The 18,550-nt window shown below is 72.6% G+C and carries 20 protein-coding genes; 6 read left to right on the forward strand and 14 right to left on the reverse strand.

Annotated elements, in window-relative coordinates:
• The first annotated feature begins 91 nt into the window (after positions 1 to 91).
• Positions 92 to 760: a potassium channel family protein gene (locus ABD973_RS07205; RefSeq protein WP_125594763.1), complete on the forward strand. Its 669-nt coding sequence runs from the start codon at positions 92 to 94 to the stop codon at positions 758 to 760.
• On the forward strand, positions 757 to 1,419 hold the full coding sequence (locus ABD973_RS07210; protein WP_007267059.1) for a potassium channel family protein: 663 nt from the start codon (positions 757 to 759) through the stop codon (positions 1,417 to 1,419). The genes ABD973_RS07205 and ABD973_RS07210 overlap by 4 nt, the downstream gene beginning before the upstream one ends.
• Before the next feature lie 63 nt (positions 1,420 to 1,482).
• Here the strand turns inward: ABD973_RS07210 and ABD973_RS07215 are convergent, their stop codons facing one another.
• The 7 genes from ABD973_RS07215 to ABD973_RS07245 form a co-directional block, all read right to left on the reverse strand.
• Positions 1,483 to 2,271 (reverse strand): DUF3159 domain-containing protein, encoded by a 789-nt coding sequence (locus ABD973_RS07215; protein ID WP_125822819.1) that lies wholly within the window; start codon positions 2,269 to 2,271, stop codon positions 1,483 to 1,485.
• Positions 2,272 to 2,274: 3 nt separating this feature from the next.
• Entirely contained in the window at positions 2,275 to 2,694 is a 420-nt protein-coding gene (locus ABD973_RS07220) for an OB-fold nucleic acid binding domain-containing protein (protein WP_007267057.1), read from the reverse strand.
• Between the two features lie 43 nt (positions 2,695 to 2,737).
• Entirely contained in the window at positions 2,738 to 3,424 is a 687-nt protein-coding gene (locus ABD973_RS07225; protein ID WP_007267056.1) for a response regulator, read from the reverse strand.
• Positions 3,421 to 6,006, reverse strand: a complete 2,586-nt coding sequence (locus tag ABD973_RS07230; protein ID WP_345499309.1) for a DUF4118 domain-containing protein — start codon at positions 6,004 to 6,006, stop codon at positions 3,421 to 3,423. Before ABD973_RS07230 ends, ABD973_RS07225 begins: the two co-directional genes overlap by 4 nt.
• A 173-nt stretch (positions 6,007 to 6,179) precedes the next feature.
• The gene (locus ABD973_RS07235) at positions 6,180 to 6,956 is read right to left on the reverse strand and encodes a DUF3710 domain-containing protein (protein ID WP_007267053.1); all 777 of its coding nucleotides are present in this window, start codon (positions 6,954 to 6,956) and stop codon (positions 6,180 to 6,182) included.
• Between the two features lies 1 nt (position 6,957).
• A complete protein-coding gene (gene dut, locus ABD973_RS07240; protein WP_125594767.1) occupies positions 6,958 to 7,497 on the reverse strand; it encodes a dUTP diphosphatase in 540 nt (179 codons plus the stop codon).
• Positions 7,497 to 8,081, reverse strand: coding sequence for a PaaI family thioesterase (locus ABD973_RS07245; RefSeq protein ID WP_125822817.1), 585 nt, complete (start codon positions 8,079 to 8,081; stop codon positions 7,497 to 7,499). Before ABD973_RS07245 ends, dut begins: the two co-directional genes overlap by 1 nt.
• Positions 8,082 to 8,139: 58 nt before the next feature.
• On the opposite strand from ABD973_RS07245, the gene ABD973_RS07250 reads away from it, so the two are divergent.
• Positions 8,140 to 8,610, forward strand: a complete 471-nt coding sequence (locus tag ABD973_RS07250) for a DUF3093 domain-containing protein (RefSeq protein ID WP_125822816.1) — start codon at positions 8,140 to 8,142, stop codon at positions 8,608 to 8,610.
• 13 nt (positions 8,611 to 8,623) lie between these two features.
• Here ABD973_RS07250 and ABD973_RS07255 read toward each other — a convergent pair whose 3' ends face one another.
• The 4 genes from ABD973_RS07255 to ABD973_RS07270 form a co-directional block, all read right to left on the reverse strand.
• Positions 8,624 to 9,556, reverse strand: coding sequence for a hypothetical protein (locus ABD973_RS07255; protein ID WP_125594770.1), 933 nt, complete (start codon positions 9,554 to 9,556; stop codon positions 8,624 to 8,626).
• 8 nt (positions 9,557 to 9,564) lie between these two features.
• Positions 9,565 to 9,861: a DUF4193 domain-containing protein gene (locus ABD973_RS07260; protein WP_007267048.1), complete on the reverse strand. Its 297-nt coding sequence runs from the start codon at positions 9,859 to 9,861 to the stop codon at positions 9,565 to 9,567.
• 385 nt (positions 9,862 to 10,246) lie between these two features.
• Positions 10,247 to 11,491, reverse strand: coding sequence for a sensor histidine kinase (locus tag ABD973_RS07265; protein WP_125594771.1), 1,245 nt, complete (start codon positions 11,489 to 11,491; stop codon positions 10,247 to 10,249).
• 4 nt (positions 11,492 to 11,495) lie between these two features.
• On the reverse strand, positions 11,496 to 12,149 hold the full coding sequence (locus tag ABD973_RS07270; RefSeq protein WP_007267046.1) for a response regulator transcription factor: 654 nt from the start codon (positions 12,147 to 12,149) through the stop codon (positions 11,496 to 11,498).
• A gap of 295 nt (positions 12,150 to 12,444) precedes the next feature.
• On the opposite strand from ABD973_RS07270, the gene ABD973_RS07275 reads away from it, so the two are divergent.
• Positions 12,445 to 12,612 (forward strand): hypothetical protein, encoded by a 168-nt coding sequence (locus ABD973_RS07275; RefSeq protein ID WP_164720975.1) that lies wholly within the window; start codon positions 12,445 to 12,447, stop codon positions 12,610 to 12,612.
• Between the two features lie 99 nt (positions 12,613 to 12,711).
• Here ABD973_RS07275 and ABD973_RS07280 read toward each other — a convergent pair whose 3' ends face one another.
• Complete coding sequence (locus ABD973_RS07280) at positions 12,712 to 13,515, reverse strand: inositol monophosphatase family protein (protein ID WP_345499317.1); 804 nt, start codon at positions 13,513 to 13,515, stop codon at positions 12,712 to 12,714.
• A 9-nt stretch (positions 13,516 to 13,524) separates the two neighbouring features.
• Complete coding sequence (locus ABD973_RS07285) at positions 13,525 to 14,691, reverse strand: ferrochelatase (protein WP_125822815.1); 1,167 nt, start codon at positions 14,689 to 14,691, stop codon at positions 13,525 to 13,527.
• 168 nt (positions 14,692 to 14,859) lie between these two features.
• Here ABD973_RS07285 and ABD973_RS07290 point away from each other — a divergent pair, with 168 nt between their 5' ends.
• Together ABD973_RS07290 and ABD973_RS07295 are read left to right on the forward strand one after the other, a co-directional pair.
• Complete coding sequence (locus ABD973_RS07290) at positions 14,860 to 16,119, forward strand: MFS transporter (RefSeq protein ID WP_125822814.1); 1,260 nt, start codon at positions 14,860 to 14,862, stop codon at positions 16,117 to 16,119.
• Entirely contained in the window at positions 16,067 to 17,398 is a 1,332-nt protein-coding gene (locus ABD973_RS07295; RefSeq protein ID WP_125822813.1) for a D-arabinono-1,4-lactone oxidase, read from the forward strand. The genes ABD973_RS07290 and ABD973_RS07295 overlap by 53 nt, the downstream gene beginning before the upstream one ends.
• Before the next feature lie 7 nt (positions 17,399 to 17,405).
• Here ABD973_RS07295 and ABD973_RS07300 read toward each other — a convergent pair whose 3' ends face one another.
• The gene (locus tag ABD973_RS07300; RefSeq protein ID WP_345499323.1) at positions 17,406 to 18,233 is read right to left on the reverse strand and encodes a hypothetical protein; all 828 of its coding nucleotides are present in this window, start codon (positions 18,231 to 18,233) and stop codon (positions 17,406 to 17,408) included.
• Between the last annotated feature and the right edge of the window lie 317 nt (positions 18,234 to 18,550).

Consider the following 18,550-nt stretch of genomic DNA (forward strand, 5'->3'; position numbering starts at 1 on the left):
TGTAGCTTGGGCCATGGTCTGAGACCCTGATTAGCCAGAGCATGCAATGAGGCTGGAAACCAGCGAGCAGCTGTCAGCCGGAAGGACGGCCGTGCACATCGTCATTATGGGCTGCGGAAGGGTGGGCTCCGCCCTCGCGCAGACCTTGGAACAGCAGGGGCATACGGTCGCCGTGGTCGACCAGGACCCCACCGCATTCCGCCGGCTCGGGGCCTCGTTCGGCGGCCGCCGCGTCACCGGTGTCGGCTTCGACCAGGACACGCTGCGGGAGGCCGGGATCGAGGAGGCGGGCGCTTTCGCGGCCGTCAGCAGTGGTGACAATTCCAACATCATCGCAGCCCGCGTGGCCCGCGAGATGTTCGGCGTGGAGAACGTCGCCGCCCGCATCTACGACCCCAAGCGCGCCGAGGTGTACCAGCGCCTGGGGATCCCCACCGTCGCGACCGTACGGTGGACCGCCGACCAGATGCTGCGCCGGCTGCTCCCCTCGGGCGCGGAGCCGCTGTGGCGTGACCCGAGCGGCGGCGTGCAGCTCGCGGAGGTGCACACCTCCGCGGCCTGGATAGGCCACAAGGTCAGCACACTGCAGGAGGAGACCGGCGTCCGTGTCGCGTTCCTCACCCGCCTGGGCGAGGCGATGCTGCCGACTTCGCAGACCGTCCTCCAGGAGGGCGACCTCGTCCACGTGATGATGCGCACGGACGAGATCGACAAGGTCGAGGCGGTCTTCGCCGAGGGCCCCGAGGAGGCACACGCATGAGGGTCGCGATCGCCGGAGCCGGGGCCGTGGGCCGCTCCATCGCGGGCGAGCTGCTGGAGAACGGCCACGAGGTGCTCCTCGTGGACAAGGCGCCGACCGCCATCTCGGTGGAGCGGGTGCCGCAGGCGGAGTGGCTGCTGGCCGACGCCTGCGAGATCACCTCGCTCGACGAGGCGGCGCTGCAGCGCTGCAACGTGGTCATCGCCGCGACGGGCGACGACAAGGTGAACCTGGTCGTCTCGCTGCTGGCGAAGACCGAGTACGGGGTCCCGCGGGTGGTGGCCCGCGTGAACAACCCGAAGAACGAGTGGCTCTTCAACGAGTCCTGGGGCGTCGACGTCGCGGTGTCCACGCCGCGTCTGATGTCGGCGCTGGTCGAGGAGGCCGTCAGCGTCGGCGACCTGGTCCGGCTGCTGCGCTTCAGCCACGGCGACGCGAACCTCGTGGAGCTGACCCTGTCGGCCGACTCCTCGGTCGCGGGCACCCAGATCAGCGAGATCTCCTGGCCGGAGGACACCTCCCTGGTCACGATCATCCGCGGCAACCGGGTGCTCACCCCGCACGGCGAGGAGACCCTGGAGCCGGGCGACGAGCTCCTCTTCGTCGCCGCCCAGGCCCGCGAGGAGCAGCTGGAGGACCTCCTCCAGGCCCGTCACTAGCCGGCGGCGCACACGGGAAGGGGGCGGGGCGACCGGATGGCCGCCCCGCCCCCTTCCCGCGTCTCAGACCCGCTTGTGCCGGCCGGACTGCCCCGGCTGCGTCGGCTGGGCCGGCTGCCCCGGCTGCCCGGCCTGCGCCGCCTTGGCGGCCTCCTGCGCGGCCTCCTCGGCCTCGTACTCGGCGATCACGTCGATCGGCGGCGGCGCCTTCGCCAGGAAGACCCAGGTGAAGTACACGGCCAGGACCATCGGCGGGAGCTTGAGCGCGATCAGCACCCAGCCCAGCTGCGTCTCGTCGCCCCACCAGTACAGCGGGAAGAGGATCGCGTACTTGGCCAGGAAGATGAGCCCCCAGGCCAGGCTGGCCTTGACGTACGCCTTCTTGCGCCCGGGGTTGCGGGTGCGCCAGGAGAGGTTCTCCTTGAAGACCGGCCCCAGGATCACTCCCAGCAGCGGGAACCCGGCCAGCGCCGACAGGGTGAACGCCAGGCCCAGGCAGACCCCGTAGATCATGCCCGGCAGGTAGAAGCCCTTGGCGCTGCCCGTGAAGAGGGCGAAGGCCACGCCGACGCCGACGCCGAAGACGCCGCTGAAGGCGTGCTTCACGGTGTCCTTGCGCGCCAGGCGGACGACCACCAGCAGCACCGCGACGACGCCCGCCGCGATGGCGGACATCTTCACGTCCTTGTTGATCGTGTAGATCATCACGAAGAGCAGGCCCGGGAGCATCGTCTCCACGGTGCCCCGGATGCCGCCGAAGGCGTCGAAGAGCGCCGCCTGCGTGACCGCGCTCTGGTCGTCGGCGGGCGCGGCGCCCGGTTCCGGCGTGGTCGGCTTGTCGAGTGGCGTCACCGGTCAGTGCTCCTGTCCGAGTGGGCGGAGTTCGTACTTCGGGTTGAAGAGCACCCGGCGGCCGTGGCTCATCGAGACGCGGCCCGAGGCGATCATGCGCCGCCCGGGTTCGATTCCCACGATCGAGCGACGCCCGAGCCAGACGACGTCCAGCGCGGCGGAGCCGTCGAACAGCTCGGCCTCCAGGGCGGGCACCCCCGCGCGGGGCCGGAGGGTGACGGTGCGCAGCGTACCGGTCACCTTCACTATCTGACGGTCGTGGCAGTCGCAGATCCGCGTGCACCCCGCGGCTTCTGCGTCCTCCTGCAGCTCCGCCGAATGCAGCTCCTCCTGGGAGGTGGACAGCCGCTCTATCATCCGGCGGAACCGGCCCGCCGGCCTGGCCGGTTTCGCGGGCTTCTCGGGACGCGGTTCAGCACTCATACCGGAAGCGTACCGGCGCCCCCGCCGCCTCTCGAAGCCCCCGCTACTTCTCGAAGCGGTACCCCATGCCCGGTTCGGTGATGAAGTGCCGGGGGTGCGAGGGGTCCGCCTCCAGCTTGCGGCGCAGCTGGGCCATGTAGACCCTCAGGTAGTTCGTCTCGGTGCCGTAGGAGGGCCCCCAGACCTCCTGGAGCAGCTGCTTCTGGCTGACCAGCTTCCCGCCGTTGCGCACGAGCACCTCCAGCAGGTGCCACTCGGTGGGGGTGAGGCGTACGTCGCGCCCCTCGCGCACCGCCTTCTTGGCGGCGAGGTCCACCGTGAAGCCCTCGGTCGAGACGACCACCTCGTCCTCGCCGGTCCCGGCGGCCGGTTCGGCCCGGCGGACGGCGGCGCGCAGCCGGGCCAGCAGCTCGTCCATGCCGAAGGGCTTGGTGACGTAGTCGTCGGCGCCCGCGTCGAGGGCCTCGACCTTCTCGTCGGAGCTGTGCCGGGCGGAGAGCACCAGGATCGGCACCCGCGTCCAGCCGCGCAGGCCCCTGATGACCTCGACCCCGTCCATGTCGGGCAGGCCGAGGTCGAGGACGACCACGTCGGGGTGGCGGGCGGCCGCGAGTTCCAGGGCGCCCGCCCCGTCGGCGGCCGCGTCGACCTCGTACTTGCGCGCCTTGAGGTTGATCACGAGGGCTCGGACGATCTGCGGCTCGTCGTCCACCACGAGCACCCGGGTCATCGGGGACCTGCCTTCTGTCGTTCGGCGGGGAGGCCCCCGGCTTCGGTCTGTTCGGTTCCGGCGGGGTCCGGCGGGCCGCCGCGGGCGGCCGCCCGCAGGGTGAGCACCATGGTCAGTCCGCCCCCGGGAGTGTCCTCGGCGGCGAGCGTGCCGTCCATGGCCTCGGCGAAGCCCCTGGCCACCGCGAGCCCCAGGCCCACGCCCGCGCCGCGCGGGGCGTCGCCGTGCCGCTGGAAGGGGGCGAATATCCGGTCCTTGGCCTCGTCCGGCACGCCGGGCCCGCGGTCGACGACGCGCACCTCGACCCGGTCCCCGAGGAAGCTGGCCGCGACCAGTACCCGTTCTCCGGCGGGGCTGTACTTGACGGCGTTCTCCACCACGTTGGCCACGGACCGCTCCAGCAGCCCCGGGTCCACCGCCACCATCGGCAGGGTCTCCGGCACGTCGAGCAGCACGCTGTCCTCCGGTACGCCGCCCAGCGCCATCGGGACCACCTCGTCGAGGTCGATCTCCCGGATCAGCGGGGTCACGGTGCCGGTCTGGAGCCGGGACATGTCCAGCAGGTTGCCGACCAGGTGGTCGAGCCGGTCGGCGCCCTCCTCGATCCCGGCCAGCAGCTCGGCCCGGTCCTCGTCGGACCACTCCACGTCGTCGGAGCGCAGGGAGCTGACGGAGGCCTTGATGGAGGCCAGGGGCGTACGCAGGTCATGGCTGACGGCGGCCAGCAGGGCGGTGCGGATCCGGTTGCCCTCGGCCAGCCGGCGCGCCTCCTCGGCCTCCCCCACGAGCCGCTGCCGGTCCAGGACCACGGCGGCCTGGGCGGCGAAGGCGCCGAGGACGCGGCGGTCCTCGGCGGGCAGCACCCGCCCGGACAGGGCCAGGGCCATGTGGTCGCCGATCGGCATGTCGACGTCGGCGTCCTCGGGCCGGGCGGCGGGGCGGGGCCCGACGCTGCCGGCCGGGGTCCAGGGCTCCACCTCGCCGGCCCGCTCCAGCAGGGCCACCGACTCCATCGCGAAGGTCTCCCGCACCCGCTCCAGCAGCGCGTCCAGCGCGGTCTCGCCGCGCAGCACGCTCCCGGCCAGGGTGGACAGGATCTCGGACTCGGCCCGCAGCCGGGCGGCCTGGTGGGTGCGGCGGGCGGCGAGGTCGACCACCGAGGCGACCGAGACGGCCACCCCGAAGAACACGGCGATGGCCATGATGTTGCGGGGGTCGGAGACGGTGAACCGGTGCACCGGCGGCGCGAAGAAGTAGTTCAGCAGCAGCGAGCCGAAGGCCGCCGAGGCCAGCGCCGGCCAGAGTCCGCCCAGCAGGGCGGCCGCGACCGTCAGCGCCAGGAAGAGCAGCATGTCGTTGGCGAGGCCGGGGTCGGCGTCGATGTTGGTCAGCAGCGCGCACAGCAGCACGGGGAAGACCACGCCGACCACCCAGCCGGCCGCGATCCGGGGCAGGCCGAGCCGGGCCGCCGAGCGGGCCACGGGCAGCCCCCGCCCCCGGGCCACCTCCTCGTGGGTGACGATGTGCACGTCGAGGTCGGGCCCGGAGTCACGGGCGACGGTGGCGCCCACCCCGGGCCCCAGGACGTACTGCCAGGCCTTGCGGCGGCTGGAGCCCAGCACGACCTGGGTGGCGTCGACGCCGCGGGCGAAGGCCAGGAGGGACTCGGGGACGTTGTCGCCGATCACATGATGAAACGTTCCGCCAAGGTCCTCGACCAGGGTCCGCTGCACCGCGAGCTCCTTGGGCGAGGCCGAGGTCAGCCCGTCGCTGCGGGCGATGTAGACGGCGAGGACCTCGCTGCCGGAGCCCTTGGCCGCCATCCGGGCGGCCCTGCGGATGAGGGTGCGGCCCTCGGGGCCGCCGGTGAGCCCCACCACGATCCGCTCACGGGCCTGCCAGGCCGAGCGGATCCCGTGCTCGCCCCGGTACTGCTGGAGGTACTCGTCGGCCCGGTCGGCGACCCACAGCAGCGCGAGCTCGCGCAGCGCGGTCAGGTTGCCCGGACGGAAGTAGTTCGACAGGGCCGCGTCGACCTTGTCCGGCTGGTAGATGTTGCCGTGCGCCATGCGCCGGCGCAGCGCCTGCGGGGACATGTCGACCAGCTCTATCTGGTCGGCCCGCCGCACCACCTCGTCCGGCACGGTCTCGCGCTGGCGCACGCCGGTGATCTTCTCCACCACGTCCCCGAGGGACTCCAGGTGCTGGATGTTGACGGTGGTCACCACGTCGATCCCGGCGCGCAGCAGCTCCTCGACGTCCTGCCAGCGCTTCGCGTTGCGCGAGCCGGGGACGTTGGTGTGCGCGAGCTCGTCCACCAGGGCCACGGCGGGGCGCCGGGCGAGCAGCGCGTCCACGTCCATCTCGGTGAAGGCGGCCCCCCGGTACGAGAGCTCGCGCCTGGGCAGCTGTTCGAGGCCGTGCAGCATCACCTCGGTGCGCGGCCGCCCGTGGTGCTCGACGAAGCCGACGACGCAGTCGGTGCCGCGTTCCACCCGGCGGTGGCCCTCCGAGAGCATGGCGTACGTCTTGCCCACTCCGGGTGCCGCGCCGAGATGGATCCTTAGCCTTCCGCGTCCCATGCGCTCATTCTCGGGGACGTTCCCGCTGTTCACGCACCGAAAGGGGGTGCCGCGGACATCCCTGACGCATCCCTGACGCGCGCGCCCGCGCCCCGGACGCGCGAAGGCCCGCGGGCCCGCCCCCTCCAGGGGGAACGGGACCCGCGGGCCGGAAAACCTCCGCGGGGTCCGGGTCAGCGGACCTCGGTGATCTCCGGGCCGCGCTCCAGCTGGCCCATGCCGCCGGAGAAGCGCGAGCCCTCCTGCTCCTCGGCCGTCTGCACGCCGTCCGGCACCATCTGGGCGTCGTTCGGCAGCTTCAGGACGATCGGGTCGCGCGGGGCCATCGGGCCGTCGCCGCGGACGACGACGGTCTCCCGGAAGATCTGCTCCAGCACGCCGGCCGACTCGGGACGCACCGCGCCCTGGCCGGAGATGACGCCGCGCAGGAACCAGCGCGGGCCGTCGACGCCGACGAAGCGCACCAGCTGGGCACCGGTCTGGCCGTCGGGCAGCGGTACGGGGACCTGCGCGCGCAGCTCCCAGCCCAGCGGGCCGTCGACCTCGTCGATGATGCCGCCCTGCTGGGTGATGCCCGAGGCGATCTCGTCGCGGACCTCGCCCCAGATGCCCTCCTTCTTGGGGGCGGCGAAGGCCTGCAGCTGCACGGCGCTGTCGTTCAGGACGACCGTGGCGGCCACGATCGCGTCACCCGCGACCTCGACGCGCAGCTCCATGCCCTCGACGCCGGGCACGAGGATGCCGCCCAGGTCGACCCGGCCGTCGGCCGGGTTGCCGAGCACCTCGGAGACGTCCCACGGGCCGTCGGGCCGCGGGGCGGGGGGCAGGTTGAGCCTGCGGGGCGCGGCGGAGTCGTCGCCGGCCTGCTCGTCGGCAGCCACGCCGTTCACGACCTGCTCGGCCGCGCCGCCGTCATGGGCGGAGTCGTTCTTCTTGCGACGTCCGAACACGTCACTGTCCTTCCCGGTCGGATACGACCGAAGCGTAGCCATTCCCACCCTGCTGCTGACCAGCCCCGGATCCGGTCACGGCCGCATGGCCGCCGGTGGAGCCGAACCCCCCGTCGGCCCGGGCCGAGCCGGGAAGCTCCGCCACCTCGTGGAAGCGCACCTTCTCGACCCGCTGGACAACCAGCTGGGCAATGCGGTCGAATCGCTCGAACCGGACGCTCTCGCGCGGGTCGAGATTGACCACGATCACCTTGATCTCCCCACGGTACCCGGCATCCACCGTCCCCGGGGCATTCACGAGCGCGAGCCCGCAGCGGGCCGCCAGGCCCGAGCGCGGGTGCACGAAGGCCGCGTACCCGTCGGGCAGGGCGATGGACACCCCGGTGGGCAGTACGGCCCGCTCCCCGGGCTCCAGCTCGGCGGCCACCGTGGTCACCAGGTCGCAGCCGGCGTCGCCGGGGTGGCCGTAGGCGGGGATGGGCACCTCGGGGTCGACGCGGCGGATCAGCACGTCGACGGGCGCATGGGTGTTCTGGGACATCAGGGGTTCACCTCGAAGGCGCGTGCGCGCCTGACCTGGTCCGGGTCGGACATCGCCGCCCGGATCTCCTCGGGCCGGCCGTTGTCGATGAAGTGGTCGACCTTCACCTCGATGAAGAGCGCGTCCGCGCGGACGGCGACGGGGCCGTCCGGCCCGCCTATCCGGCCCACGGCGGTGGAGTAGATCTTCCGGCCGGCGACGGCGGTGACCTCGGCCTCCAGGTACAGCACGGTGCCCACGGGCACGGGCCGCACGAAGTCGGTCTCCAGCCGGCCGGTCACCGCGATGACGCGCAGCAGCCAGTTCAGGGAGCCCAGCGTCTCGTCGAGCGCGGTGGCCAGGACGCCGCCGTGCGCGAGACCGGGTGCTCCCTGGTGGGCGGGCTTGACGGTGAACTCCGCCGTGACGCGCACGCCCTCGCCCGCCCGGGCCTCCAGGTGGAGCCCGTGCGGCTGGCCCCCGCCGCAGCCGAAACAGTGTTCGTAGTGCGCGCCGAGGAGCTCCCCGGGCGCCGGGGCATCGGGGTGCCGGACCGGTGCGGAGGCATCGGCCGGGGGCGTCAACGCCGTGTTTCGTCCACTCACAGGCGCTGACCTTACCCGCGCGGCTACCCGCCGGTCGCCCCGTGGGAGGCTAGGTGCCATGCAGTCCTCCCCCGCGCACCACGACGAACGACTCTCCGCGCCCCGCTCCTGGTGGGGCATAGCGGCCCTGACCGGCCTGGCGTGCGCCCTGATGCTGCTGCCGCTCGGCACCCTGCCGCTGCTGGCGGGGCTGGTCGGCGGCGCGGCGCTGACGGGGATGCTGGTCAGTTCGTACGGCTCCGCGCGCGTGCGCGTGGTGAACGGCGCGCTCGCGGCCGGCGACGCCCGCATCCCGGTGACGGCCCTGGGCGAGCCCGAGGTGCTGGACGCCGAGGAGGCGCGCGCCTGGCGCACGTACAAGGCCGACACCCGGGCCTTCATGCTGATGCGCAGCTACGTCCCCACGGCGGTCCGGATCGAGGTCACCGACCCGGCGGACCCGACCCCGTACGTGTACCTCTCCACGCGCGAGCCGCAGGCCCTCGCGGCGGCCGTCCGCGCGGCGAAGGCCGCCGCGCCGGGGGCCTGATCCGGCGGTGTGCTCAGCGGCCGTCCGGGCGTCGCCCTTCGAGGGCGGCCCTGGTGGCCTCGGGAAGGGGCCCTGAGGGGCGCTCCAGGGGCGGCAGGGCGGGGAGGGCGTCCCAGGGCACGGCGTGGCGGCGCAGGTCCCCACGGACCTTCTCGGCGACTTTCCTGGTGTCCCGGCGGTTCATCACGGCGCCGACGGCGGCGCCGATCATGAACGGCATGAGGTTCGGCAGGTTGCGGAACGTCCGCTTCATGATCTGCTGGCGCAGTTCGCGCTTCATCTGCCCGCCGAGCGCCGCGTTCAGCGTCGTCGGCTTGGTCAGGTCGATACCGCGCTCCTCCGTCCAGGAGGTCAGGTAGGCGAAGCTGCGGTCCTTCAGGGTGCCCGGCGGGCGCTGCCCGTAGACCTCGTGCAGCTCGGCGATGAGCTTCAGCTCGATCGCGGCGACCGCGGTGATCTCCGCGGCCAGCTCCGCCAGCATCGCGGGCGGGACCGGCAGCATGGCCGCGGCGCCGATGCCGGCGCCCACGGTCGAGGTGCTGTTGGCGGCCCCGGCGATCAGCTTGTCGGCCAGCTGGTCGGGACCGAGGCCCGGGAACTGCGCGCGCAGGGTCGCGAGGTCCCGTACCGGAACGCGCGGGGCGTTCTCGATGATCAGGTCGGCGGTGTACAGGGCGGCGGCCTTGGCGCTCTCGCCGCCCTTGCGCACACCGTTCCTGACGGCTTGCATCCGGCGCTTCCCGGGCCCGCCCGGGGGCTCCTCGTCCGCCGTTGCGGCCGACGGCACCGCGGCGGCGGTGTCGGACGGCACCGCGGTCGTCCCGAAGGCCTGGCCGCCGGCGTCCGCGGGGCCCGTTTCCGGGCCCGTGGTCACCGCGCGAACCTGCGCCTCCGGATCGGCAGATTTCCGGAAGCGTCGCTTCCGAAAGGGCGTCGAGCCGGTCACGGCCGTCCTCAGTCGCAGTCGCGGCAGATCGGCTGGCCGTTCTTCTCGCGCGCCAGCTGGCTGCGGTGGTGCACCAGGAAGCAGCTCATGCAGGTGAACTCGTCGGCCTGCTTGGGCAGCACCCGGACGGCCAGCTCCTCGTTGGAGAGGTCGGCACCCGGGAGCTCCAGGCTCTCGGCGCCGTCGAAGTCCTCGATGTCGACGCTGGAGGTGACCTTGTCACTGCGCCGAGCCTTGAGCTCTTCGATGCTGTCGTTGTCGACGTCGTCGTCGGTCTTGCGTGGGGTGTCGTAGTCCGTTGCCATTTTTGTCGCTCTCCCCCTCTGGGATTTAGCGGTGTCTCAGCGCACGTAACGCGCGAGAGGCCGGACTTGTGCCCGACCTGAGGCGGAGATTTTGCCTCACATCAAGGTCTGTTACTCAATCGACACCCAACCGCGTACCCGAAGGACTCCGTGGCCGGGATGTCGAGCGGGACCGTACACGGTCGGGGGGTCGTCTTGCACGAACGCCACCCCGTGTATTTCCCGCCATCCGGGGGGCCGGAAACCCGGACTTCCCGGGCTTTCCGGCCACCTTGGGGTCACAGAACGCGCATGACCCGACACTCGACACTGTGATCGATCACACAGGAAGGGCCCTCCGCGGGCGCCGCCGCGTTCCGCTGACGGCGAACAGGACCCGGGTGGATCAAAGGGGCAACGTGACACGCATCACGAGGCCACCGCCCTCCCGGGGCGTCGCGAGGATGCGGCCGCCGTGTGCGCGCGCCACGGAGCGCGCGATCGACAGACCGAGCCCCACCCCCTTGTCGCTGCCCGTTCGCTCGGTACGCAGCCGTCTGAAGGGCTCGAAGAGGCTGTCCACCTCGTACGCGGGAACAACGGGACCCGTGTTCGAGACGACGAGCACCGCCTGACCGTGCTGTGCCTCGGTCGTGACCTCCACCCAGCCGCCCTCCGGCACGTTGTACCGGACGGCGTTCTGCACCAGGTTGAGGGCGATCCGCTCCAGCAGGACGCCATTGCCCTGGATCACCACCAGCGCGCGCTCGCCGCGGATCTCCACGCCCTTGGCGAGGGCCTCGCCGCGGGCCTGGTCGATGGCGCGCGAGGCGACCTCGGCGAGGTCGACCGGTTTGCGCTCGACGATCTGGTTCTCGCTGCGGGCCAGCAGCAGCAGGCCCTCGACCAGCTGCTCGCTGCGCTCGTTGGTGGCCAGCAGCGTCTTGCCCAGCTGCTGGAGCTCCACCGGCGCTCCGGGGTCCGAGAGGTGGACCTCCAGCAGCGTCCGGTTGATCGCCAGGGGGGTCCGCAGCTCGTGCGAGGCGTTGGCCACGAAGCGCTGCTGGGCGGTGAAGGCCCGCTCCAGGCGGTCGAGCATCTCGTCGAAGGTGTCGGCGAGCTCCTTCAGCTCGTCGTCCGGCCCGTCCAGCTCGATCCGCCTGGTCAGGTCGGAGCCCACCACCCGGCGGGCAGTGCGGGTGATCTTGCCCAGCGGCGAGAGCACCCGGCCGGCCATCGCGTAGCCGAAGGCGAAGGCGATGACGCTGAGGCCCAGCAGGGCCATCAGCGACCGGCTGAGCAGGTCGTCCAGGGCGTGCTTGCGCTGGTCGAGGATGCACTGCGCGATCGCGGCGTTGAACTGGTCGATCGACTGGTCGATGCCCACGCCGGAGCAGGTGGTGCTGGACACCTCGACCTTCTGGCCGCCGACGATCTTGAAGGGGAGCGCGTTGCCCTCCCTCAGGGCCTGGGCGGCCAGCAGGTAGATGATCGACAGCAGCAGGATCCCGGCGATCAGGAACATGCCGCCGTACAGCAGCGTGAGCCTTATCCGGATGGTCGGCCGCAGCCAAGGGAAGGGACCCTCGGGCTGGCCGGGGTCCCAGGTCGGTTTCGGTGGCGCCGCGGGTGGCGCCGGGGTCGGGGCCACCGGATCAGATCCGGTAGCCGGAGCCGGGCACGGTCACGATGACGGGCGGCTCCCCGAGCTTGCGGCGCAGGGTCATGACGGTCACCCGGACCACGTTGGTGAACGGGTCGGTGTTCTCGTCCCAGGCCTTCTCCAGCAGCTGCTCGGCGGACACCACGGTCCCCTCGCTGCGCATGAGCACCTCCAGCACCGCGAACTCCTTCGGCGCCAGCTGCACCTCGCGGCCCTCCCGGAACACCTCGCGGCGGTTCGGGTCCAGCTTGATGCCGGCCCGCTCCAGCACGGGCGGGAGCGCGACGGTGGTACGCCGGCCGAGGGCGCGCACGCGGGCGGTCAGCTCGGTGAAGGCGAAGGGCTTGGGCAGGTAGTCGTCGGCCCCGAGCTCCAGGCCCTCGACGCGGTCGCTGACGTCGCCGGAGGCGGTGAGCATGAGCACGCGCGTGGGCATGCCCAGCTCGATGATCTTCCGGCAGACGTCGTCGCCGTGCACCAGCGGAAGGTCCCGGTCGAGCACGACCACGTCGTAGTCGTTCACCCCGACGCGCTCCAGCGCCGCGGCGCCGTCGTACACGACGTCCACGGCCATGGCCTCCCGGCGCAGGCCCGTGGCCACCGCATCGGCGAGCAGCTGCTCGTCCTCGACGACGAGTACGCGCACGTCGTTTCCTTCCTTCGAGCCCTTCAGGGCACACGTGTGTTGCGCCTCCATCCTGCCGGTTTCGGCCGTAAACCGGCTGTAAGGCGCCCTTGGGCGCCCTCTGGGGCCCACCTCGGGCGTGCGTACGGCGTGGAAGCGGGGTGTGGGCGCGGTGGAAGTGAGGATTCCCTCGCCTCACGAGGTTTCTGGGCCCAGGGTGCCGGGGAGGACGAGGAGCACACCCCATCCACACCCTGAAGCGGCGGACTGCTCCCTGCTCTCCGCCGTCGACCCACGCAGAGGGGGCGCACCCACCATGGACGCATTCACCGCGGGTCTCCTGCAGCGCATCAAGGCCACGCAGTCGGACCTCAGCAAGGCCCGTGAGACGGGCGACGACTACCTCGCGGATGTGGAACAGGCCGAACTGGAAGACCTCCAGCGGCTCGCCGCAGAACACGGCGTACCGGTTTCCGCCGCCTGACCCGACGGCAGTACCTCCGAGCTCACAGCGCACCCACCGGGCCCCGGCCGCCGAGAGGCGGCCGGGGCCCGGTGCCGTCCGCCCCTCGATCGCCTCCGGTCAGTCGTGCCAGGCCCCGGCTTCCTCCAGGAGCAGCTGGAGCGGGGCGAAGACCGCCGGGGTGGCCGCCAGCACCAGCTCCCCCGAGGCCGACTCCGAGGGCCGCCCTCCGGTCAGGGCGCCCGCCTCGCGGGCGATCAGCTCGCCCGCCGCCAGGTCCCAGGGGTTCAGCCCGCGCTCCCAGTACCCGTCGAGGCGGCCCGCGGCGACGTCGCACAGGTCGAGCGCCGCCGAACCGCCGCGCCGGATGTCCCGTACCAGCGGGATGATCCGGGCGGCGACCTCGGCCTGGTGGGCCCGCCTGGTCTGGACGTACCCGAATCCGGTGGCGATCAGCGCCCGGTCCAGCGGCGCGTCCGCCCGGCAGGCCAGCCGGGCGGCGCCCGACCAGGCCCCGCCGCCCAGCACCGCGTGGTACGTCTCCCCGCGCATCGGCGCCGCCACCACGCCCACCACGGTCTCGCCGCGGTACTCGGCCGCGATGGACACCCCCCAGCCCGGGAGCCCGTAGAGGTAGTTCACGGTGCCGTCCAGCGGGTCGACGACCCAGCGCACCCCGCTCGTGCCGGGGCTGTCCGCGCCCTCCTCGCCCAGCAGCCCGTCCGCGGGCCGGCGCTCGGCGAGGATGCCGGTGATCAGCTTCTCGGCGGCGATGTCCATCTCGGTCACCACGTCGATCGGGCTGCTCTTGGTCGCGGCCACCGTCAGGTCGGCCGGCCGGCCGTCGCGCAGCAGCGCCCCGGCGCGACCGGCGGCCTCCAGGGCCACGTCCAGCAGCTCGTCCTTCAGGTCCTGCGGAATCACGCTCTCCCCCTACGCGTACGGGCTGTCCGTGCCGGCGGCGGCCGGCCGGGGCGCGCGGGCCGGGCAGCAGCCCACCGCGCACAGGTCGTGGCTCTGTCCCAGCGTGCCCACCCAGCACTCCCGCGGGCTCTCCCCGCGCTCGCGGGCGGCGCGCTCCAGCACGAGTTCGCGTACCGCGGCGGCGAAGCGGGGGTCGGCGCCGACGGTCGCGGAGCGCTCGGCCGGCAGGCCCAGTTCGGCGGCCTTGGCCCTGGCCTCGGTGTCGAGGTCGTAGAGGACCTCCATGTGGTCGGAGACGAAGCCGATCGGCACCATGACCACGGCGGGCGCGCCGTCGGCGTGCAGGGCCTCCAGGTGGTCGCAGATGTCCGGCTCCAGCCACGGGATGTGCGGGGCGCCGCTGCGGGACTGGTAGACGAGCCGCCACGGGTGCGCGGTGCCGGTCTCCGCCGTCACGGCGTCGGCGATCACGCGGGCCACGTCGAGGTGCTGCTTGACGTAGGCCCCGCCCCGGCCGCCCTCGGTGTGGTCCTCGACCGGGCCGGAGGTGTCGGCCGCGGAGTCGGGGATGGAGTGGGTGGTGAAGGCCAGCCGGGCCCCGTCCCGGACCTCGGCGGGCAGTGCCGCGAGCGAGGCGAGCACCCCGTCGATCATGGGCTGTACGAAGCCGGGGTGGTTGAAGTAGTGCCGCAGCTTGTCCACGCGCGGCAGTTCCAGGCCCTCCTGCTCCAGGGTGGCGAGGGCGTCGGCGAGGTTCTCGCGGTACTGGCGGCAGCCCGAGTACGAGGCGTACGCGCTGGTGGCGAGGACCGCGATGCGGCGGTGGCCGTCGCGCACCATCTCCCGCATCACGTCGGTCAGGTACGGGGCCCAGTTCCGGTTGCCCCAGTAGACCGGCAGGTCCAGCCCGTGCTCGGCGAAGTCCTTGCGCAGGGCGTCCAGCAGCTCGCGGTTCTGCGCGTTGATCGGGCTGACCCCGCCGAAGCCGAAGTAGTGCTGCCCGACCTCCTTGAGCCGCTCTCTCGGGATGCCCCGGCCGCGCGTGACGTTCTCCAGGAACGGCACGACGTCGTCGGGTCCCTCGGGGCCGCCGAAGGACAGCAGCAGCAGGGCGTCGTAGGGGGCGGCGGGGCTGTCGGCCGCGGGCGCGTCGGGGGCACGGAGCTGGTCTGACATGCCTCGAATCCTGCCACTCGGGGTCCGGCGGGGAGAACCGGCCGGTCCGCATCCCGGACGCGGCGTAGGTAAGGTGACCCTAAGTTGAATCGTTGATTTTTCCCCATGCGGGCGCCGTGCCGGCAGTCGTAACCTGTATGGGCCTCTGACGTCCCTTACGGAGCGACCTTGCCCAGTCCCTACCGCGCGATCTTCGCGGCCCCCGGCACCAAGGGGTTCAGTGCCGCCGGCCTCATAGGCCGGCTGCCGATATCCATGGTCGGCGTCGGCATCCTCACGATGATCTCGGAGCTGACCGGCCGCTACGCGATGGCGAGCGCCCTCACCGGCACCCTCGCCCTCGCCGCCGCGTTCATCGGCCCCCTGGTCTCCCGCCTGGTGGACCAGTACGGACAGCGGCGGGTCCTGCGCCCCGCGACCCTGATCTCCACGGCCGCCGTCACCGGCCTGGTACTGGCCGCCGCGAACGGCCTGCCCGACTGGACCCTCTTCGTCTTCGCCGCCGTCGCCGGCTGCGTGCCGAGCGTCGGCTCCATGGTCCGCGCCCGCTGGACCGAGCTCTACCGCGACTCCCCGCGCGAGCTGCACACCGCGTACTCCTTCGAGTCCGTGATCGACGAGGTGTGCTTCATCTTCGGCCCGATCCTCGCCATCGGCCTGTCCACCACCTGGTTCCCCGAGGCCGGGCCGGTCATCGCGGCCGGCTGCCTGCTCGTCGGGGTCTGGCTGCTCACCGCCCAGCGCTCCACCGAGCCGGCCCCGCACCCGCGCAGCCCCGACGCGGACCGCACCTCGGCCCTGCGCTCCCCCGGCCTCCAGGTGCTGACGGCCACCTTCATGGCGACCGGCGCGATCTTCGGCTCCATCGACGTGTCCACGCTGGCCTTCGCCGAGGAGCAGGGCAGCAAGTCCTCCGCCAGCTTCATCCTGGCGATCTGGGCGGCGGGGTCCTGTATCGCCGGAATCGTCTTCGGCCTGCTGCACCTCAAGGGCAAGGCCGAACGCCGCTGGGTACTGGGCATCTGTGCGATGGCCGTGAGTATGATCCCCCTCCTACTGGCCGGGAACCTTCCGTTTCTGGCCGTGGCGCTCTTCGTCTCGGGCCTCGCCATCGCTCCCACGATGATCACCACGATGGCCCTGATCGAAGCGCACGTACCACGCGCGAAGCTCACCGAGGGCATGACCTGGATCAGCACCGGCCTGGCGGTCGGGGTCGCGGTCGGCTCCTCGGTGACCGGTCTGGTCATCGACGCGGCCGGGGCCCAGCGCGGGTTCGTGGTCTCGATCTCCTCGGGAGTGGCCGCGGCGGCGGTGGCGTTCGCGGGTTACCGCCGGCTGACGAGGCCGGCGCAAGGGGAGGAGCCTGCCAGCGATGGCGACGTCGGGGACAGCAGCAGCGAAGAACGCACCGGGCACGTGGCGTAACTGGGCGGGCAACGTCCGCGCCACGCCCGCGCGCGTGGTGACTCCGGCCTCGGTCGGGGAGCTCCAGGAGGCGGTCCGCCGGGCCGCCGAGGAAGGGCTGCGGGTGAAGGCGGTCGGCACCGGCCACTCCTTCACCGCGGCGGCCGCGACCGACGGGGTGCTCGTACGGCCGCAGGCGCTCAGCGGGATCCTCGCGGTCGACCGGACGGCCGGCACCGTCACCGTGGCGGCGGGCACCGCCCTCAAGGACCTGAACCGGGACCTGGCCCGGCAGGGCCTCTCGCTCACCAACATGGGCGACATCATGGAGCAGACGGTCTCCGGCGCCACCGGCACCGGCACGCACGGCACCGGCCGCGACTCGGCCTCCATCTCCGCCCAGATCCGCGCGCTGGAACTGGTCACGGCGGACGGCCGGCTGATGACCTGCTCGGAGAAGGAGAACCCCGAGGTCTTCGCGGCGGCCCGGATCGGCATCGGCGCCCTGGGCGTCGTCACCTCGCTCACCTTCGCGGTGGAGCCGCTCTTCCTCCTGACCGCCCGCGAGGAGCCCATGCGCTTCGACCGGGTGACCGCCGAGTTCGACCAGCACGTCGCGGAGAACGAGCACTTCGAGTTCTACTGGTTCCCGCACACCGGCAACTGCAACACCAAGCGCAACAACCGCAGCCAGGGCCCCGCCTCCCCGCCCGGCGCGGTCAGCGCCTGGATCGAGGACGAGCTGCTCTCCAACGGCCTCTTCCAGGCCGTCAACTCCCTGGGCCGCGCCGTCCCGGCGGCCATCCCCTCCATCGCCCGCGTGGCCAGCCGCGCCCTGTCGGCGCGCACCTACACGGACATCCCCTACAAGGTGTTCACCAGTCCCCGCCGGGTGCGGTTCGTGGAGATGGAGTACGCCCTTCCGCGCGAGCGGGCGGTCGAGGCGCTGCGGGAGCTCAAGACCATGGTCGAACGCTCCGGCCTGCGGATCAGCTTCCCGGTGGAGGTGCGCACCGCTCCGGCGGACGACATCACGCTGTCCACCGCCTCGGGGCGGGAGACGGCGTACGTCGCGGTGCACATGTACCGGGGCACCCCGTACCAGGCCTACTTCACGGCGGCCGAGCGGATCTTCACCGCCCACGGGGGCCGGCCGCACTGGGGCAAGGTGCACACCCGCGACGCGGAGCAGCTGGCCGAGGTCTACCCGCGCTTCGCCGAGTTCACGGCGGTGCGGGACCGGCTGGATCCGGACCGGCTGTTCGGCAACGACTACCTGAGGCGGGTCCTCGGGGACTGACCCCCGCTCAAGAGGCGCCGGGCGACGGCTCACGGCCGCCTCCGGTGCCGCCGGAGCCCGGGGCCGGGCCGGGACCGGGGGTCTGCTTCGACGGGGTCGGGGCGGGCGTCGGCTCCGTCGGAGTCCCGGACCCGGAGGGGGTGGGGCCGGGGGACGGGGTCCGGCCGCCGTGCGAGCGGGAGGGGCTCGGGGAGGTCCCGGATCGGGGGGTCTTCCCGTCCGTCCCCTCCGTGCCGCTCCGGTCCTCCCCGCCGCCGGTCCGCCCCTCGCGGCCCGTCCCGCCGTCGCCGTCGCGGTCCGGGTGCCGCTTCGGCGGTGCGGGCTCGTGGTCGGGGGCGGTGCGGGAGCCGCCCGACAGGAGGGTGCGGCCGTCGCTGCTGACGGCGGTGCCCGCGAAGGCCTCGTACGTCCCGAGGCCGCCGAGGGCGAGGGCGAAGGCGGCCCCGGACGCCACTGCCGTGCGCTTCCAGCCCCGTACGCGGGTTCCGTGCACGGTGGCCTCCCCGAACTCCCCCGGCTGCGGGGCCCCGGGGTCCCGTTCCCCCTCGGGCGGCGGGACCTGACGGGTCCTGGGGCGGGCGCTCTCGCGGAGCTGGTCGCCGGTGCGGCGGAACAGGTGCTGGATGACGGGCCCGCCGGCGGTGGCGACCACGCTGACCACCCCCGCGCCGAGGATGGTCCCGTAGACGCCCATCTTCGAGGCGAGCAGGGCGGCCGCGACGGTGGCCAGGGAGCTGCCCGCGACCTGGGTCGCGCTCAGGTCGAGCTTCCTGCGCCCCCGTTCGTCCGGATCCGCCGCGTCCGCCGTGTCCGCCGCCTTCTGACGCATCGCCATCCGCTGTGTGTCCCGCCTCTCGCGCCTCTCCTCTTCCTGCAGTTACTGACCGCTGAGCGAAATGAAAGGTTCCGTTTCTGCGGATTCTGTGAAGCAGGACACCTGAATACGGCCGCGTCCGCAGGTGGACCCGGATGCCGGTCCGATTCCGGGCAGGCCAACTCCCGCCGCCGGGGACAAGTTCGACGGCGCGGCGGTCCACCCGGGTGGCCCGAATGGAGTACTGTGGCGAGCCCTGGGACCGTCCTTCCTTCCGGATGTCCGGACCCGGGAGAGGGGGCCGGCTGATGGAGAAGCGGCGCTCAAGACCGGTGATG

The organism is Streptomyces racemochromogenes (assembly GCF_039535215.1).
GTDB classification, from domain to species: domain Bacteria; phylum Actinomycetota; class Actinomycetes; order Streptomycetales; family Streptomycetaceae; genus Streptomyces; species Streptomyces racemochromogenes.

What these genes read in the sequence shown, in the direction of transcription:
- ABD973_RS07210 (WP_007267059.1), top strand. Translation starts at nt 757, where the DNA reads ATGAGGGTCGCGATCGCCGGAGCCGGGGCCGTGGGCCGCTCCATCGCG.
- ABD973_RS07220 (WP_007267057.1), bottom strand. Translation starts at nt 2,694, where the DNA reads ATGAGTGCTGAACCGCGTCCCGAGAAGCCCGCGAAACCGGCCAGGCCG.
- ABD973_RS07225 (WP_007267056.1), bottom strand. Translation starts at nt 3,424, where the DNA reads ATGACCCGGGTGCTCGTGGTGGACGACGAGCCGCAGATCGTCCGAGCC.
- ABD973_RS07230 (WP_345499309.1), bottom strand. Translation starts at nt 6,006, where the DNA reads ATGGGACGCGGAAGGCTAAGGATCCATCTCGGCGCGGCACCCGGAGTG.
- dut (WP_125594767.1), bottom strand. Translation starts at nt 7,497, where the DNA reads ATGTCCCAGAACACCCATGCGCCCGTCGACGTGCTGATCCGCCGCGTC.
- ABD973_RS07250 (WP_125822816.1), top strand. Translation starts at nt 8,140, where the DNA reads ATGCAGTCCTCCCCCGCGCACCACGACGAACGACTCTCCGCGCCCCGC.
- ABD973_RS07260 (WP_007267048.1), bottom strand. Translation starts at nt 9,861, where the DNA reads ATGGCAACGGACTACGACACCCCACGCAAGACCGACGACGACGTCGAC.
- ABD973_RS07275 (WP_164720975.1), top strand. Translation starts at nt 12,445, where the DNA reads ATGGACGCATTCACCGCGGGTCTCCTGCAGCGCATCAAGGCCACGCAG.
- ABD973_RS07285 (WP_125822815.1), bottom strand. Translation starts at nt 14,691, where the DNA reads ATGTCAGACCAGCTCCGTGCCCCCGACGCGCCCGCGGCCGACAGCCCC.
- ABD973_RS07295 (WP_125822813.1), top strand. Translation starts at nt 16,067, where the DNA reads ATGGCGACGTCGGGGACAGCAGCAGCGAAGAACGCACCGGGCACGTGG.
- ABD973_RS07300 (WP_345499323.1), bottom strand. Translation starts at nt 18,233, where the DNA reads ATGGCGATGCGTCAGAAGGCGGCGGACACGGCGGACGCGGCGGATCCG.